A 17,356-nucleotide genomic window follows, 5' to 3' on the forward strand; every position below is an offset into this window, starting at 1 on the left:
GTCCCGGAAAGAGACTGATCTCTGAGCGCTTCCGCTCCGTTCAGCGAGCCATCGATAAACGGCTCGTTAAGCGTCACGGCGAAGTCAGGATTGACGGCAGAATTCAGACTCTGCGTGGTGGCGATCTCGTTACCGTTGATATCGGTCGCCGTCGCCGTAACCGTCTGGTTCCCCCCCGGAAGCGTGCTCAAGGCGCTGGCGGGAACGGTCACATTCCAGCTGCCATCGTTATTGGTGGTGGTTTCATAATTGGTATTGTTAAAGCGTACCAGGATGCGCGCGCCAAAAGCGACGAAGCGGGTACTGCCGTGGATCACCAGCGGGTTTTGCGCTTCAGCGGCGTTGATGGCGTTATCGCCGCTGATAGCGCCAATAGCGATAGCGCCGAAGGTATTATCAATAGCATAGCTGCTGGTCGCCGTGGCCGGATTGCCTGCGATATCGGCCACATCGACGGTGAAGGTTTGCGCACCGTTAGCCAATGCATAATAGGCCGAGGCCGGAACCAGCACGCTGTAGCTGCCGTCCGCCTGGACAGTGCCGGTATATTGTGCGCCGTTCATGGTCAGAGTGACGGGCTGGCCCGTCTGTACGTTAGTCGTGGTGCCGGTGACCAGCTGATTAAGATTTTTTTCTGCGCCGTCCAGCACGCCGTCGCCCGTGAAGGCGTCTACGGCAATAGTTGGCTGAGCGCCATCGCTCGCCACTACCGTTAACGGTTGCAGATTGGATGTCGCGTTCCCCGCGCTGTCCGTCGCCTGCACGCTAACCGAATAAGTGCCGTCCGTCAGCGCATTGACGTCGGTAGCCGGCACGCTGACGTTCCAATTACCGTTAGCGTCAGAGACGGTGTTGTAGGTCACGTTATTGAGCCTGACCGCAATCGCCGCGCCCGCCTCTGCCGTGCCTGCGACGCTAAGCGCCGCGTCGTGTTCCCCCACGTTCAGATAACCATCGCCAGAAACCGGCGCAATGGTCAACGCTGGTGCAACCGTATCCAGCGTGATCGGCGTCAGCGAGACAGCCTGGTTACCGTTCGCGTCCGTAGCAGTGACGGTAATATCATATTTACCGTCCGGCAGCGATTGCAGCACCGAAGGCGCAATCGTCTGGCTCCAGTTGCCATCCGCATCCGCGCCGGTCAAATAGGTGACGCCCTGCAGCACCACGCTGAGCGTACTGCCCGCTTCCGCCGTGCCGCTCACGGTCAGCGGCTGGTCCTGCGTCTGCGCGTTAATCACGCCGTTATCAGCCGGCGTGGCGACATTCAACGCGGGCGCGGCATTATCTACCGTAAATGGCGTGGTGGAGGTTGCCGTGTTGCCCAGCGAATCCGTCACGGTAACAACAATATCGGCCGTGCCGCTCTGAAGCGACGCCAGTGCCGATGGCGGCAGCGCCAGGGTCCACGCCCCGGTAGGCGTATCAATAATGGCAGAATAACTTATGCCGCCGAGAGTGACCGTCACCGCCTGATCCGGGAAGTTAACGCCGGTATTGCCCGTCAGCGTCTGCGCCGTCGTGCTTTCCGCCGCGTTCAGTACGCCATCGCCAAACGGTGAGTTAACCACCACCGCTACTGGAAACGAAGTACGTACGGTCAGGTTGTTGGTGCTGGCGACAGGATTACTGTCCGCGTCCGTACCGGTAACAGTGACGGCGTAGCTGCCGTTGGCGATGCCGGTCAGCGCGGCAGCGGGCAAGGTTACCGCCCAGGTGCCGTCTGCGTTAACCACGGAGGCATAATCAACGCCGTTAAAAGTGACGGTGAGCAGCGTAGCGGCAGCCAGACCGGCACTGCTGCCGGTGATAACCTGGTCCGACTGCGCTTCCGCAGCATTAATAGCGTTATCACCGCTTACTGGCGCAATAGCCAGCCCGGACACGCTATTATCTGCGGCTACAGTAAAACTGCCGGTTCTGTTGCCGGTATTTCCCGCTGCATCACTGACGCTGACGCTGTAGCTCTGCGTACCGTTTGCCAGGGCCGCCAGCGTGGCCGCAGGCAGCGTAATGTTCCAGCCGCCGCCAGGCTCAGTGGTGCCGGTCAGCACGGTCCCGTCCGCCAGCGTCAGCGTAACGGGGCTGCCCGCCGTGACATTGGTGGCCCTACCGGTCAGTACCTGGTCGACCGCCACTTCCGCGCTATTTAGCGAACCGTCGGCGGTGAGCTGATTAACCGTTACGACCGGCGTGGTCGTCGCATAAGTGACCGTGGTATAGGTCTCGCTGGTATTACCGGCCGCATCAGTGGCCACCACCGTGACGACGTAGGCACCGTCAGCAATAGCGGCGTGGCTGTCTGAGCTCAGTGTCGCTGTCCAGGCGCCGGTAGTGCGATCGACGGTCGCAGGCACGTCCACGCTGTCAAAACGCACCAGCACCGTGCTGCCCGGCTGCGTGGTGCCGGTAATCACCAGCGGCTGACCGGCTTCGCCCGCGTTAACATAGCCGTCACCGCCCAGCGGATTAACCGTCGCCGTTGGCGGGGTAGCGTCTACGGCCAGCGGGAAACTTTGCGTAGTGCTGTTGCCGTAGCGATCGGTAGCCACCACGCCCAGGGTGTAATCACCGTCAGTAAGCTGTTGCAGATCGGAAGCTGGAATATTAACGTTCCAGCTGCCGTCCGGATTAATAGTGGTGTTGTAGGTCACGCCATTCAGCGTGACGGTAACACTCTGGCTGTCGGCGCTGATGCCGCTCAGGCTCAGCGGCTGCGCCACATCGTTTTGATTCAGCGGCGAATCCGGCTGCGTAACGCTGAGCGCTGGCGCAGCGGTCGCCACGTTGACCGGCGTGGTTGCAGTGCTGCTGTTGCCTGCGGGATCGGTCACGACTACGGTGAGATCGTTGCTGCCCTGCGGCAGATTCTGCAAGGAACCTGCCGGTAGCGTCACGCTCCAGCTGCCGTCGTTATTAACCGTGCCGATATAGTCCGTGCCGCCTATCGTCGCGGTTACTGACTGCCCGGCACCCGTTACGCCAGTATTACCCGTCAGCGTTTGATCCGTTCCTGTCTCACTTCCTTTTATCACGCTGTCGCCGAAAGGCACGTCGAGCCCGGCATTCGGCTCGGTGGTAATAACGTTAAGGGAAGCGGCCGTACTGTTCTGTACTACGGTACCGTCCGCCAGCGTGGTCGAAGCGATAACCAAATTCGGCCCCTGCGTCAGCTGTTGCAGATCGGCAGCCGGGACAGTCGCGCTCCAGCTGCCGTCTGTAGCCACGCTGGCGGTGTACTCGCGTCCCCCCAGGGATACCCGGAGCACGGTTCCGGCAGGCAAACCGGCGGAGGAACCGGAAACGGTGAGATCGGACTGCGCTTCGGTGATGCTGAGATAGCCGTCGCCACTCGGCGTGTCGACGCTGATAGTGCCGACGGCGGTAGCTGCAACGGTGAAGTCGTGTGTGGCGTTGGCTGCTGTACCGGCTGCGTCAGCCACGGTAGCGGTAATCGTGGTGGTGCCCGCCGCCAGCGCCTGCACTGCAGTAGCCGGAACGGTCACGTTCCATGCGCCACTGCCGTCCACCGTGGTGGTATAGGTTTGGCCGTTCAGGGTGACGGTGACGGTCTGGCCTGCCTGCACATTGGTGGTGGTGCCGCTAACGGTCTGCGGCAGCTGCTGCTCGCTATTATCCAGCACGTCATCGCCCGCAAAAGCGGCGACCGCAATGGTCGGTACGGTCGTTGATGCGTTAACGGTAAAATCGTGAGTGGTCGTCGCCGTCGTTCCTGCTGCATCCGTGACGGTAGCGGTAATCGTGGTAGTGCCCGCCGCCAGCGCCTGCACAGCGGTAGCCGGAACGGCCACGTTCCATGCGCCACTGCCGTCCACCGTGGCGGTGTAAGTTTGGCCGTTCAGGGTGACGGTAACGGTCTGGCCCGCCTGCACGTTGGTGGTGGTGCCGCTAATGGTCTGCGGTAGCTGCTGCTCGCTATTATCCAGCACGTCATCGCCCGCAAAAGCGGCGACCGCAATGGAAGGCGTGGTTGGTGTGACCGCACCCGCTTCCACCGTGAAAGTATCAGAGGTCGTGGCCGTAGCGCCTGCGTTATTGATCACGCTGACGGTCAGCGTATTACTGCCTGCGGGTAAAGCGGCCAGGGCGGCGGCTGGTAAAGTAATACTCCAGCTGCCGTCTGTAGCGACGGTGGTGGTATAGGTCACGCCATTAAGCACAACGGTGACTGTATTACCCGCTTCAGCCCCGCTGGTGGTGCCGTTCAGCGTCTGATCTGCATTTTTCTCCGCTGCGGACAGAGCGTTGTCACCGGTTAATGGATTAACGGTAAGTGAGGGCGTCACCGCCGGTGCATCACCCCCGCCACCGCCACCGCCACCTCCGCCGCCGCCCGCCAGTGCGGCAACCCCTGCCGCACCCAGGCCGAGTGCGCCAATACCCGCCGCCGTGACCACACCGGTCGTGGCGCCGGTATCAGCCAGTAGTAGCGGTTCCACTGAGCCAAGCGACTCATACTGTGGCGTAATCGCCATGGTCGCCTGCGCATCGGCAAATTCGTTAGTGACCGGGAAAAGCGCATGCTCAGGGGGATTGACGCCATCATCAAAAACCAGTTCGCTGTGATCGCCATCAACGTCATCAAAGAAGAATTGCTGGTAGTGTTTAACGCTGCCGTCACGCATATGAACGATCAGATCGTTACCCTGGCGCTCGAACTCGCTCACCATGGCGCGGGTTCCATGAATACGCACTACGCTGGGCTGATTCAACAGGATGGGCTTGCTGGAGTTCCCTGCTGCGATCTGAGAAAGAATGCTGCCATCGTCGCGCGAAAGTATTTCAATGCTGCCATCAGTAAGCTGAGCCATAGTCGCCTCTTGTACACCAGGTATGAGATATTTCGCGCGCAAACATGAAGTAAACCTTCAGTTTTGCGCGCAAAGCAATAGGTCGCCTTACCCGAAGGCAGGCGGTGTCACCTGGTGAGGCGGCATTGTCGGACCGGCTAAAAAAGGCAAAAATACGCTAAAAAAAGGCTCTGACTCACTATTTTTTTTCACTTTTCTCTTTTTGATAGTAAGAAAAAACCTGCCTTATGAGATGATTATTATTTATCGTCAGGATAAAAATCACTGATAATTTGACTTAGTTCACGTTGACGCCGCCTGTCAAATATCAAGAAAAATTGATGAGATAATTTGTTAATAAATTGATTTGCCTTAAGGAATTATTTTTAAGAAAGTGTAAAAGATGTAACTTTCCCTGCAGAGAAGGTCGCACTTTCGGGCAGGATTTTTTTTTGAGCGAGGAGAGTTTTCCATCATCACTGGCGGAAAATGGCGGGCACAAACCGCTTGAGCTGCGTAAAAAAGCACCAACCCAGAATGACCTGACCGACGCGCAATAAGATGAATTTTTTATCTTTAACCAGCACTTTGGATTAAAGAGGGATGGCGTACTGGCAACCAGGAGTTATCTGTAAAATCGCCTTTAACCTCAATATTTGATTAATAGCGTCATTTTTTCAGGTTATTTAACACAAACGCCCGCGTTGCTATGGTTCCGTCACGTTATAATCTGCGTCTTGCCTGTGGCATGTTCTTCTTTAATTTGGCGGAATGTGATAAAAAGTAGTGTTTACTGCGACAAGCTATTAACGGAACCTATGACGATTCAGGACGCCAGATCCGCACGCGCGCTGGCAGCGCCCCACGCACTTTCCCAGGTCGCGCACGCGTGGCCGGACAACCGCCCTTTGCGCCCGCGTGGATCGTCTGGCAGTGACTGCCCGCCTTCCGTTGTATCGACCGGCCTTTCGTTCGCGACTTGCCTTTACCTGTGCCTGACTGATGGCTCGTTAACTGGGGTTCCACGGCTATGATGCCCTACAAATTTCCACTGACTTCGGGTAATGTCACGCGCTTTTTCGTGATGTTCATCCTGGTGCTGCTGTTGGCATCGGGATTTATGATCCACAACGCTGTTAACGCCTGGCTGACCGATAAACGCTACGCGATGGCGGACATTGCTCACGATATGCAAAAGCGTATCGACACCTACCGGTTCGCTACCTGGCAGATTTATGAAAATCTTGCGGCCAATGCCGCCGGCTCGCCGCCAAACAGCCTGCAGGAAACCCGCCTGCGCCCCGACGTTTATTATCTTGAGAAAACCCGTCGCAAGACCGAGGCGCTGATATTTGGCTCCCATGACAGCAGTACGCTGGATATGACGCTGCGCATGTCCAACTATCTGGATACGCTGTGGGGGTCTGAGAACAGTACCTGGTCAATGTATTTTCTTAACGGGCAGGATAACAGCCTGATCCTGATTTCTACGCTGCCGTTAAAAGATATGGCGACGCGCTATAAAGAAAGTGCCATCAGTACTATTGTCGACGCGCGCCGTGCGGAAATGCTTCAGCAGGCCAACGCGCTGGATGAGCGTGAGAGCTTTTCCCCCCTGCGCCGCTTTACCTGGCAGAATGACCACTATTTTACCGTGCGCACAACCTTTAACCAGCCGGGCCATCTGGCCACCATAGTGGCCTTTGATTTGCCGATTAACGATCTTATCCCGCAAAACATGCCGCTGGAAAACTTCCAGCTGAAGCAGGATATGACCGGCACCAGCCCCAACCGCAGCGTGGATGACGACGGCACGCACAGTACTAAAGTGACGTTGCTTAACCCCAATATAGAGATCGCAGCCTCGCTGGCCAGCACGCCGCTGCAGCTGGTGTATCGCGTGCCTATCCTCGGCCTGTTTGCCGATACGCTGCGTAACCTGCTGTGGCCGTTACTGGCAAACTTTGTGCTGCTGCTGTTGTCACTGGCTGGCCTGTTTCTGCTGCGCCAGCAGTCGCTGCGTCCCAGCGAAAATCAGAGTGCCGAACTGGAGTCGCTGCGTGTACTTAACGAAGAAATTGTCGCCAGCCTGCCGGTTGGCCTGCTGGTCTATGATTTTGCCAGCAACCGTACCATTATCAGCAACAAAATTGCCGAGCATCTGCTGCCGCATCTGAATCTGCAAAAGATTATTAATATGTCCGATCAGCATCAGGGCGTGCTTCAGGCTACCGTAAACAATGAAGTTTATGAGATCCGCCACGCACGCAGCATGCTGGCGCCCAGTACGCAGCTGTTTATGATGCGCGATCAGGATCGCGAGCTGTTGGTAAATAAAAAGCTGCAAAAAGCACAGCAGGTGCTGGATAAAAGCCACCAGACGCGCCAGCAGCTGCTGCAGAATCTGGGTCATGCGCTGAACCGACCGCTGGGCGAAGTGATCGGCCACCTGCAGGCTATCGAATCGGCACAGCCGGGCGAACAGCTGGAAGAGGCATTGCAGGAAGCGCAGGCGCTGCGCCGACTGGTGGATGATATCGTGCTGCTGAACCGCCTGGAAACGCACGATTGGGCGCCGGATGCCGAGGCGTTCAATCTGCAAAGCGTACTGGATGAGCTGGTGACGGAGGCCCTCCCCTCGCTACGGCGTAAGGGGCTGAAGCTGGTGGTCAGTAACCGTCTGAACAGTGACGAAAACCGCTTTGGCGATCGACGCGCCATTTATAAAATCCTGACCACACTACTGCACTACTCGATTACCAGTACCAGCTGGGGCCGCATCTCTATTGAAGTCAGCCATCCTGCCGATCGGCCGGATCGGCTGGCGATTGAAATGGTGGATACCGGTGCCGGGCTGACGGTGGACGAGATGGGCAATACCGATTTTCCTTTCCTCGGCGAAACCAGTTCTGACCGTTTTGGTCAGGCTTCGGGGCTGGCATTTTTCCTCTGTAAGCAGCTGTGTAAACAGCTCGGCGGGCACCTTGAAATTGTCGCGCGTCCTGACATCGGTACGCGTTATAACATCCAGATTCATGCTCCGCAGGAACACCAGCAGGCTCAGGAAGAGAAGCTGCTGGAAGGTCTGACCGCGTTAATTGATATTAACGTGGACGAGGTCAGAAAAATTGTGGTGCACCAGCTGGAAAACTGGGGCGCCAGCTGTATTACGCCGGATGAACGTTTTTCCGGACAGGATCACGATGTGCTGGTTACGGACGACCCGACCAACCTGACGGCATGGTCGCTGCTGTTGACGGATGATGAGGCAGGCTACACCGCACTTTCCCGCGATCGCTTCAGGGTGAACTTCAATATCAGCAGCGCTATGCAGGATGCGTTGCTGCAGCTTATTGAGCTTCAGCTGGCCCTGGATGAGACCGAAGAAGAAGAGACGCCTGCGCAGCTGTTCGCGCCAGGCTATTTCCAGCTGTTTGTTGAGACAGTACCAGATGATGTAAAGAGATTGTATAATGAGGCAGCAGAAAGGGACTTGAGTTCGCTTGCTCAGACTGCACATCGCCTGAAGGGCGTGTTTGCCATGCTTAATTTGACACCAGGCAAGCAGCTTTGTGAAACGTTAGAACAGCACATAACCGAGTGTGACAATTCAAACATTAAAAATACCACCAGTGAAATTGACCGCTACGTCAACGAACTGCTGCAGCAAGGTAACCAATAATATGAACAACCTGAACGTAATTATTGCCGATGACCATCCTATTGTTCTGTTCGGCATTCGTAAGTCACTAGAACAGATTGAATGGGTCAATGTTGTCGGTGAGTTCGAAGATTCCACAGCATTAATTAACAGCCTCTCCAAGCTCGACGCCAACGTTCTGATCACCGATCTCTCTATGCCAGGTGAAAAATATGGCGACGGTATTACGCTGATTAAGTATATCAAGCGCCACTACCCGGACCTGTCGATCATCGTTCTGACCATGAACAACAACCCGGCAATTCTGAGCGCCGTGTTGGACCTGGACATTGAAGGGATCGTGCTGAAACAGGGCGCGCCAACCGATCTGCCAAAAGCGCTGGCAGCCCTGCAGAAAGGCAAGAAGTATACGCCGGAAAGCGTGGCTAAACTGCTGGAGAAAATCAGCGCGGGTGGCTATGGCGACAAACGTTTGTCACCGAAAGAAAGTGAAGTACTGCGTCTGTTTGCAGAAGGTTTCCTGGTCACTGAAATTGCCAAGAAGCTGAACCGCAGCATCAAGACCATCAGTAGCCAGAAGAAATCAGCGATGATGAAACTGGGCGTGGATAACGATATCGCGCTGCTGAACTATCTTTCGTCCGTCAGTACTATGCCGGTAGATAAAGACTAAGCCGGTCGGTGACCGCTTTATGCTTCTTCGGTTAAAAGCCTGGCATCCGCCAGGCTTTTTTTATTCCCCGTTTTACCCTTCCCGGCTTTTCCTGACACGGTCTGCATAAAATGCCAGCGTCTGCCGTAACGTATCGAGCGTAACCGGCTTAGAGAGACAGTTGTCCATGCCCGCTTCCATACAGCGCTGTTTTTCTTCCGCCAGGGCGTTGGCCGTTACGCCAACGACCGGGAAAGTCAGACCTAACTGGCGCAGACGCTGCGTCAGGCGGTAACCGTCCATGTTCGGCATGTTGACGTCGGTCAGGACGATATCAATCTCGTTGCGGCTCAGTACGTTCAGTGCATCGACGCCATCCTGCGCCGTTTTAACACGATAGCCCAGCGAGCCAAGCTGATCGGAAAGCAGCATCCGGTTAATAGGATGATCGTCCACTACCAGGATAAGAATATCGTCGTTAGTGATGCCTTTTGCTGCCGTTTCCGGCAATGCTGACGAGGCGTCAGGCATTTCCACCTCAACACGGTAAATACGTCCCAACAGCGCGGGCAGCTCGTGCGGCGTGGTCGTGCCGTAGACCCAGCGTCCTGGTGACAGCTCTTGGGGACCATCATTGTGGCTGCCGTCGAAGCGAATGGTTGCCCGATGCACCTGCTGGGTCTGGAAATCGTAATCGGTAACAATCACGTCATCCGGCTCGCAGCGGCTTTGCTCATGCAGACGCTGTACCTTCAGCCCGTGCTCGTCGAGCAGTTTTTCCAGGAAAGCAGCCAGCGCGTCGTTGCGTATTTCAAGCCAGCAGGTTTTCCCTTCCAGGCCATCGTGCCGCAGCGGCGTTTTCACCTTGCTGTTATAGAGCGGAATACGCACGATAAACTGGCTTCCCATCCCCGGCTCGGAGTCGACCTCAATATCGCCGTCCATCATATTGATCAGTTTTTCACAGATAGCCAGTCCCAGCCCGGTGCCCTGGAAATTACGCTGCACGCCGGTACCTACCTGGAAGAACGGGTCAAACAGGCGGGTAATCTCCCTGGCCGGAATGCCGACGCCGGTATCGCGTACGCGGAAAGCCAGATAGCCCTCTTTCACATAGGCTTGCAAAATAATGCCGCCGGTATGGGTAAACTTAATGGCATTATTCAACAGGTTAGAGATAACCTGCTGAAGACGGATCGGATCGCCATCCAGCGTGACCGGCACGTCGCTGTCGATAAAGCACCAGAGCGTGAGCCGTTTTTTCACCACCATCGCCAGATAGTTAGAAGCGATATGGGTGATGACCTCGCGCGGCGCGAACTCACGTGGTTCTATACGCAGCTGCTCGGATTCAATTTTAGAGAAGTCGAGAATATCGCTGATGATTTTCAGCAGCAGGCTGGAGGAGTTGTTCATCGCCGTCACCAGCGACTCTACGCCTTTCGGCAGCGCGCGGGTTTGCAGCAGATCGAGGTTACCGATAATGCCGTACAGCGGCGTGCGCAGCTCGTGGCTGACCGTGGCCAGGAACATGGATTTCGACTGGCTGGCCTGCTCGGCGGCCTGCGCCATTTCCTGCAGCGACTCTTCCATTTTGACGCGGGCGCTGACGTCCACCAGCACGCAAATCGCCACATTTTCATTACGGTAGCGCGAGTGAACAAAACTGATTTGGAGATTCGTATTGCTGCCGGTTAACACGTCGACAAAGTTAACCTGCTGGCCGCAAATAATTTCGGTCAGGCGCTGTCTGTCTTCCTGGGTGAGCATACTAAGGTAGTTATGCGCCAGTTCGTTACTGAGAATATTGGTGCCGTCGCTGGTGCGCAGGATACAGATACCGACCGGTGCCGAAGCCACGATTTTACGGTTAAACTGCTCGTGCTCTTCCAGACGATGGGCATTATCTTCGGCCGGCAAAAACATCCGTCGTTCAAACAGCCACGCCAGCGTGAATAAGATAATGGCGCTGATGACGTTGAGCAAAATGGCGTTGATGATCAGCATCTTCAGCTTTTCAACCATTTCGTTGGTCTGCACCGAATAGACCATGGTCAGGGAAGATGGCGCCAGCTTTTTCTTCAGCACCAGCTGTTTGTAGCCGTTGATATAGCCGAACCAGATACTGTCGTCGGGCAGATCGTCCAGCGCGACAGCACCGCCCGGACGGGAAGAAGTCAGCACGCGCTGATTATTGGTATCCAGCAGCATGGCGTTGACCGGGAAGCTGCCCGGCACCACAAAATCATCCAGGCGGAGGGTCTGCTCAATGCCCAGCAACGCCGTCATTTTGCTGGCGACATAAACCGGCGTCACCATATAGTAGTAGCCCACGGCTGGCTGGTTGGAAGGCGCGACCCAGAAGATGCTGTTTTTGCGCTCTTCTGCATTACCGCTACGGTATTTCATAATGCGCTCGTGCAGCGATTTCAGTGCTCGCTCACGATTGGCGGAGGCGTTGCCGACCCCAAAGTCCGCCATGCACAGGCTTTCGCCGCCGATAAAGAACACCCGGTTCAGATCGTAGGCCGAGGCGAAATTGGCTTTCCAGTAGTGCAGGAAATAGCTCAGGGACTCCAGCGAATTGCGCCAGACATCGCTCATGGCGCTGCAGTCAGAGTCAGAATAAAGCGGATAAAATTGTGGCGGTGCGGTTTTACCGGGGAACACGCCGTTAAGCACGTTGAGGCCGTTGGCGGAGGCGTTCAGCCGGTTTTCGGCAATATATTTCAGCTCACGCGTCACGTCGGCAGAATGCCGCACGTACCACTGCGCCTGCTCAAAGCTGGCGTTAAACTCCTGCCGTACCTGCGCTTCTTTCTCGTGCAGCACGCTAATAATATAAAAGGTCGTGAGCAGCGCGCCGAGCGTCCAGAGCATCAGCGCCAGTGCCCGGAACAGATAGCGGGAGATCCTTAACGTTGTTCTGAACGAGACTAAATATTTCAAACGGAACCTACAGTGGCGGCTGGTCAGAGTAACAAATACGATCCCGCTACAGTACCGCCAGAGCGGTTAAAAAGCCAGTTACCCGTACGTTCAACGCGCTGTTTTCTGCGTAAAACAGGCTGCTAACCTGAGACTTTCCTGAATAACCGTTAGCGGAATAGCAAAGATGCATCAAAGCCCCCTTTTCTCGCGCCAGCACGACCCGCTTTCAGGCAGGTTCATCCGGGCCATCGCGTAAAGGAGCTTACGGTATAAAGGAGGGGCGGCCGGGTTGCGGGCGTTAATTTTACCTGGCCTGCTGACTTTTCCGCCGCGCATAAAAAAGGCCGGTTCACTGAACCGGCCTTTAGCACCTGAGACGAGGGAGATTACTCCTCTTCGTCGCCTTCCGGCGCGTCGTCTTCAATCACTTCCGGCGCAATGTCCTCGTCGCCTTCGGCCACGCTACCGTCGATAGCATCCAGCTCTTCTTCTGCTACCGGTTCGGCCACGCGCTGCAGACCCACCACGTTTTCGTCTTCCGCAGTCCGGATCAGAATGACGCCCTGGGTATTACGCCCTACCACGCTGACTTCAGAGACACGGGTACGCACCAGCGTGCCGGCATCGGTGATCATCATGATCTGATCGCTGTCGACAACCTGAACCGCGCCGATAACCGGACCATTGCGATCGGTGACCTTAATGGAGATCACGCCCTGAGTCGCACGAGACTTGGTCGGATATTCGCTGTTAGCGGTACGCTTACCGTAGCCGTTCTGCGTTACCGTCAGGATAGCGCCATCATCACGTGGCACAATCAGCGAAACAACACGATCGCCTTCCGCCAGCTTGATGCCGCGCACGCCCGAGGCGGTACGGCCCATCGCACGCACTGCACTCTCGGCGAAGCGCACGACTTTACCCGCCGCAGAGAAGAGCATCGCTTCATCGTTGCCGTTGGTCAGAGCCACGCCGATCAGCTCATCGTCTTCACGCAGGTTGACGGCGATAATACCGGCGCTGCGTGGACGGCTGAACTCGGTCAGCGCGGTTTTCTTCACGGTGCCGCTGGCGGTCGCCATAAAGATGTTCCAGCCTTCTGCATACTCACGCACCGGCAGAATAGCGGTGATACGCTCGTTCGCTTCCAGCGGCAGCAGGTTGACGATAGGGCGTCCACGTGCGCCACGGCTCGCTTCCGGTAGCTGATAAACCTTCATCCAGTAGAGACGACCACGGCTGGAGAAGCAGAGGATCGTATCGTGGGTGTTAGCCACCAACAGACGGTCAATAAAGTCTTCTTCCTTGATGCGGGCGGCCGACTTGCCTTTGCCGCCGCGACGCTGCGCTTCGTAATCCGTCAGAGGCTGATATTTTACGTAGCCCTGATGCGACAGAGTGACGACCACATCTTCCTGGTTGATCAGATCTTCGATATTGATATCAGCGGTGTTGGCGGTGATTTCCGTGCGGCGTTTGTCGCCAAACTGGTCACGCACCAGCTCCAGCTCTTCGCGGATCACTTCCATCAGGCGCTCGGCGCTTTCCAGAATGCGAATCAGCTCGGCAATTTGCTCCAGCAGCTCTTTGTACTCGTCCAGCAGCTTTTCGTGCTCCAGGCCGGTCAGCTTCTGCAGACGCAGATCCAAAATCGCCTGGGCCTGCTGTTCGGTCAGGTAATACTGGCCGTCGCGAATGCCGTATTCTTCTTCCAGCCACTCCGGACGAGCCGCGTTGTCGCCGGCGCGTTCCAGCATGGCGGTAACGTTACCCAGTTCCCACGGACGTGCCACCAGACCCGCTTTGGCTTCCGAAGGCGTTGGCGCACGACGGATCAGCTCAATAATAGGATCGATGTTAGCCAGCGCAATGGCCAGCGCTTCAAGGATGTGCGCACGATCGCGAGCCTTACGCAGCTCAAAAATGGTGCGGCGCGTCACCACTTCGCGGCGGTGACGCACGAAGGCTTCCAGAATATCCTTCAGCGGCATGATCTTCGGCTGGCCCTGATGCAGCGCCACCATATTGATACCGAAAGAGGTTTGCAGCTGGGTCAGCGAGTAGAGGTTATTCAGCACCACCTCACCCACCGCATCGCGCTTCACTTCAACCACGATGCGCATCCCGTCCTTATCGGATTCATCGCGCAGCGCGCTGATCCCTTCCAGACGTTTCTCTTTCACCAGCTCTGCCATCTTCTCGATCAGGCGAGCTTTGTTCACCTGATAAGGAATTTCATGAATAATGATGGTTTCACGGCCGGTTTTGGCATCCACTTCCACTTCGCCACGCGCGCGAATATAAATTTTGCCGCGTCCCGTACGGTAGGCTTCTTCGATACCACGACGGCCATTAATGATGGCAGCGGTCGGGAAGTCCGGCCCCGGGATGTGTTCCATCAGCCCTTCAATGCTGATGTTCTCATCTTCGATATAGGACAGGCAGCCGTTGATCACTTCCGTCAGGTTGTGCGGCGGAATGTTGGTCGCCATGCCCACGGCAATGCCCGATGCGCCGTTAACCAGCAGGTTCGGGATTTTGGTTGGCATCACATCCGGGATCTGCTCGGTGCCGTCGTAGTTCGGCACGTAGTCGACGGTTTCTTTTTCCAGATCCGCCAGCAGCTCGTGAGCGATTTTTGACATGCGCACTTCGGTGTAACGCATTGCCGCGGCGGAGTCGCCGTCAACGGAACCGAAGTTACCCTGGCCGTCTACCAGCATGTAGCGCAGCGAGAAAGGCTGCGCCATACGCACGATAGTGTCATACACGGCGGTATCACCATGCGGGTGATATTTACCAATAACGTCGCCGACAACACGGGCTGACTTTTTATAAGGTTTGTTCCAGTCATTGCCCAGCACGTTCATGGCAAAAAGCACGCGACGGTGGACTGGCTTCAGGCCATCGCGGACGTCTGGCAATGCACGGCCAACGATGACCGACATGGCATAATCAAGGTAAGAGTTCTTTAGCTCTTCTTCGATATTGACCGGTGTGATTTCTCTGGCCAGGTCACTCATGGAGGCGCTTTCCTTCTAAATTATACCCGGATTTAAAGGTGCGAAAGTATATCACCTTTAGGCTCTGTGGTGAACGGAAAGCGTCGTTCCGTCCGCTTTAATCACGCGCTTTTATCCTGTCGGCCGCTCGCCTGCGGAAAGATGTATAATGAAGCCAAACTTCCAGGGAGTAAGAAACAATGAAGGCAGAGCAAAACAGCGCCACGGCTAACGTGGATCATCAGGAAATCGCCAAGTTCGAGGCTGTCGCCTCGCGCTGGTGGGATCTGGAAGGCGAGTTTAAACCGCTGCACCGTATTAATCCGCTGCGCTTGGGCTATATTGCGCAACACAGCGACGGCCTGTTCGGCAAAAAGGTACTGGACGTGGGCTGCGGTGGCGGCATTCTGGCGGAAAGCATGGCGCGTGAAGGTGCCGAGGTTACCGGTCTGGATATGGGCGCGGAACCGCTGGAAATTGCTCGCTTACACGCGCTGGAAAGCGGTGTTAAGGTCGATTACGTTCAGCAAACCGTTGAAGAGCACGCGGAGCAGTTTGCCGGTCAGTACGACGTGGTGACCTGTATGGAGATGCTGGAACACGTGCCGGATCCCCGTTCGGTAGTGCATGCCTGTGCGAAGCTGGTGAAGCCCGGCGGAGAAGTCTTTTTCTCCACCCTTAACCGCAACAGCAAATCCTGGCTGATGGCGATCGTTGGCGCGGAGTATGTGCTGCGTATGGTGCCGCGCGGCACCCACGATATTAAAAAATTTATCCGTCCTGGCGAACTGCTGAACTGGGTAGATGAAACGTCGCTGCGCGAGCGCCACATGATTGGCCTGCATTACAACCCGCTGACGAACAAATTCAAGCTGGCACCAGGCGTGGACGTAAATTACATGGTCCATACCCACCGCCCTGCGCAATAAGGCCCCTTCCCTTAAGAACACTGTTTCTTAAGGGAAATTTTTTCTGGCCCTGCGCGGCCTGTCGCCATTTCGCCTACCGCACTTTTTTCCCCCTCCACCTTTATCGGATTTTCTTATCGCTGGCCGCCTGAAATTTAATTCGTGCATAAGTCGCTTTTTTCACCATTATCCAGGATCTTTTCCGCATCTGAAGTATACTTTTTGTCCAAAAAAAAGGGCGGTGAATCAAGGGTGCACAAAGATCCCGCGGTCAGGAAAAATAAGAAAAATTTTCTCGCCCTGTTGACATGGACCCAGGGCCTTGAGAAACGCGGACTTAGGAAAACGGCCAGCCTGCGATCAGTAAAATTGCCGCTGCGTCAAGGCTTGTTAAGATCGCAGAAATTACTAAAATAACCACCATATTGTTATCAATACTTCATCCACCCCCTATATATAGTGTTTATCCACAGAGTTACTCACACCTGAGCAGTCTGTGTATAAACGGGGGATATTTTCGATCTCACGGACAGGATAAAAACGCCACATGAATCAGAGCCTGCTTGTCACTAAACGCGATGGCCGCACCGAACGCATCAATCTGGATAAAATCCACCGCGTGCTTGACTGGGCTGCAGAAGGTCTGCAAAACGTTTCCGTCTCTCAGGTTGAACTGCGTTCCCATATTCAGTTTTACGAAGGCATCAAAACCTCCGACATCCACGAGACGATCATTAAGTCCGCTGCCGACCTGATCTCTCGCGATGCGCCGGACTATCAGTACATGGCCGCGCGTCTGGCTATCTTCCACCTGCGTAAAAAAGCGTACGGCCAGTTTGAGCCACCGAAGCTTTACGATCAGGTGAAGCACATGGTCGATCTGGGTAAATACGATCGCCATCTGCTGGAAGATTACAGCGTGGAAGAGTTCGAGCAGATGGACGGCTTTATCGACCACTGGCGCGATATGAACTTCTCTTATGCTGCCGTTAAGCAGCTGGAAGGCAAATATCTGGTGCAGAACCGCGTGAGTGGCGATATCTACGAAAGCGCGCAGTTCCTTTATATTCTGGTGGCGGCCTGCCTGTTCTCCGGCTATCCACGTGAGACGCGTCTGGATTACGTAAAACGTTTTTACGACGCGATTTCCACCTTTAAAATTTCCCTGCCGACGCCGATTATGTCCGGCGTGCGTACCCCGACCCGCCAGTTCAGCTCTTGCGTGCTGATCGAGTGCGGCGACAGCCTGGATTCCATCAACGCGACCTCCAGCGCCATTGTGAAATATGTTTCCCAGCGCGCCGGTATCGGCATCAACGCTGGCCGCATCCGTGCGCTGGGCAGCCCTATCCGCGGCGGCGAAGCGTTCCATACCGGCTGTATTCCTTTCT

General features: G+C 55.7%; 7 protein-coding genes. 4 read left to right on the plus strand and 3 right to left on the minus strand.

What is annotated here, in order from left to right; translation table 11 throughout:
* Positions 1-4,832 (minus strand): Ig-like domain-containing protein (locus RTK32_RS07270; protein ID WP_312042802.1); only part of this gene is annotated, 4,832 nt, incomplete at its 3' end.
* Between the two features lie 1,009 nt (positions 4,833-5,841).
* Here RTK32_RS07270 and rcsD point away from each other — a divergent pair.
* Complete coding sequence (gene rcsD, locus RTK32_RS07275; protein ID WP_312042803.1) at positions 5,842-8,493, plus strand: phosphotransferase RcsD; 2,652 nt, start codon at positions 5,842-5,844, stop codon at positions 8,491-8,493.
* A 1-nt stretch (position 8,494) separates the two neighbouring features.
* The gene (gene rcsB / locus RTK32_RS07280) at positions 8,495-9,145 is read left to right on the plus strand and encodes a response regulator transcription factor RcsB (protein ID WP_034938033.1); all 651 of its coding nucleotides are present in this window, start codon (positions 8,495-8,497) and stop codon (positions 9,143-9,145) included.
* Positions 9,146-9,217: 72 nt separating this feature from the next.
* Here rcsB and rcsC read toward each other — a convergent pair whose 3' ends face one another.
* Positions 9,218-12,073 carry a two-component system sensor histidine kinase RcsC gene (gene rcsC / locus RTK32_RS07285; RefSeq protein ID WP_312042804.1) on the minus strand — a complete coding sequence of 952 codons (2,856 nt, stop codon included), beginning with the start codon at positions 12,071-12,073 and terminating at the stop codon, positions 9,218-9,220.
* Positions 12,074-12,441: 368 nt separating this feature from the next.
* Complete coding sequence (gene gyrA, locus RTK32_RS07290; RefSeq protein WP_312042805.1) at positions 12,442-15,078, minus strand: DNA topoisomerase (ATP-hydrolyzing) subunit A; 2,637 nt, start codon at positions 15,076-15,078, stop codon at positions 12,442-12,444.
* Positions 15,079-15,257: 179 nt separating this feature from the next.
* Here gyrA and ubiG point away from each other — a divergent pair, with 179 nt between their 5' ends.
* Together ubiG and RTK32_RS07300 are read left to right on the plus strand one after the other, a co-directional pair.
* The gene (gene ubiG, locus RTK32_RS07295) at positions 15,258-15,986 is read left to right on the plus strand and encodes a bifunctional 2-polyprenyl-6-hydroxyphenol methylase/3-demethylubiquinol 3-O-methyltransferase UbiG (protein WP_312042806.1); all 729 of its coding nucleotides are present in this window, start codon (positions 15,258-15,260) and stop codon (positions 15,984-15,986) included.
* Between the two features lie 526 nt (positions 15,987-16,512).
* Positions 16,513-17,356 (plus strand): ribonucleotide reductase N-terminal alpha domain-containing protein (locus tag RTK32_RS07300; RefSeq protein ID WP_312042807.1); only part of this gene is annotated, 844 nt, incomplete at its 3' end.

The organism is Erwinia sp. (assembly GCF_031978025.1).
Taxonomy (GTDB): domain Bacteria; phylum Pseudomonadota; class Gammaproteobacteria; order Enterobacterales; family Enterobacteriaceae; genus Erwinia.

Excerpts from the sequence above, each read along its gene's own strand:
- rcsD (WP_312042803.1), top strand. The coding sequence starts at position 5,842 with ATGATGCCCTACAAATTTCCACTGACTTCGGGTAATGTCACGCGCTTT.
- rcsB (WP_034938033.1), top strand. The coding sequence starts at position 8,495 with ATGAACAACCTGAACGTAATTATTGCCGATGACCATCCTATTGTTCTG.
- gyrA (WP_312042805.1), bottom strand. The coding sequence starts at position 15,078 with ATGAGTGACCTGGCCAGAGAAATCACACCGGTCAATATCGAAGAAGAG.
- ubiG (WP_312042806.1), top strand. The coding sequence starts at position 15,258 with ATGAAGGCAGAGCAAAACAGCGCCACGGCTAACGTGGATCATCAGGAA.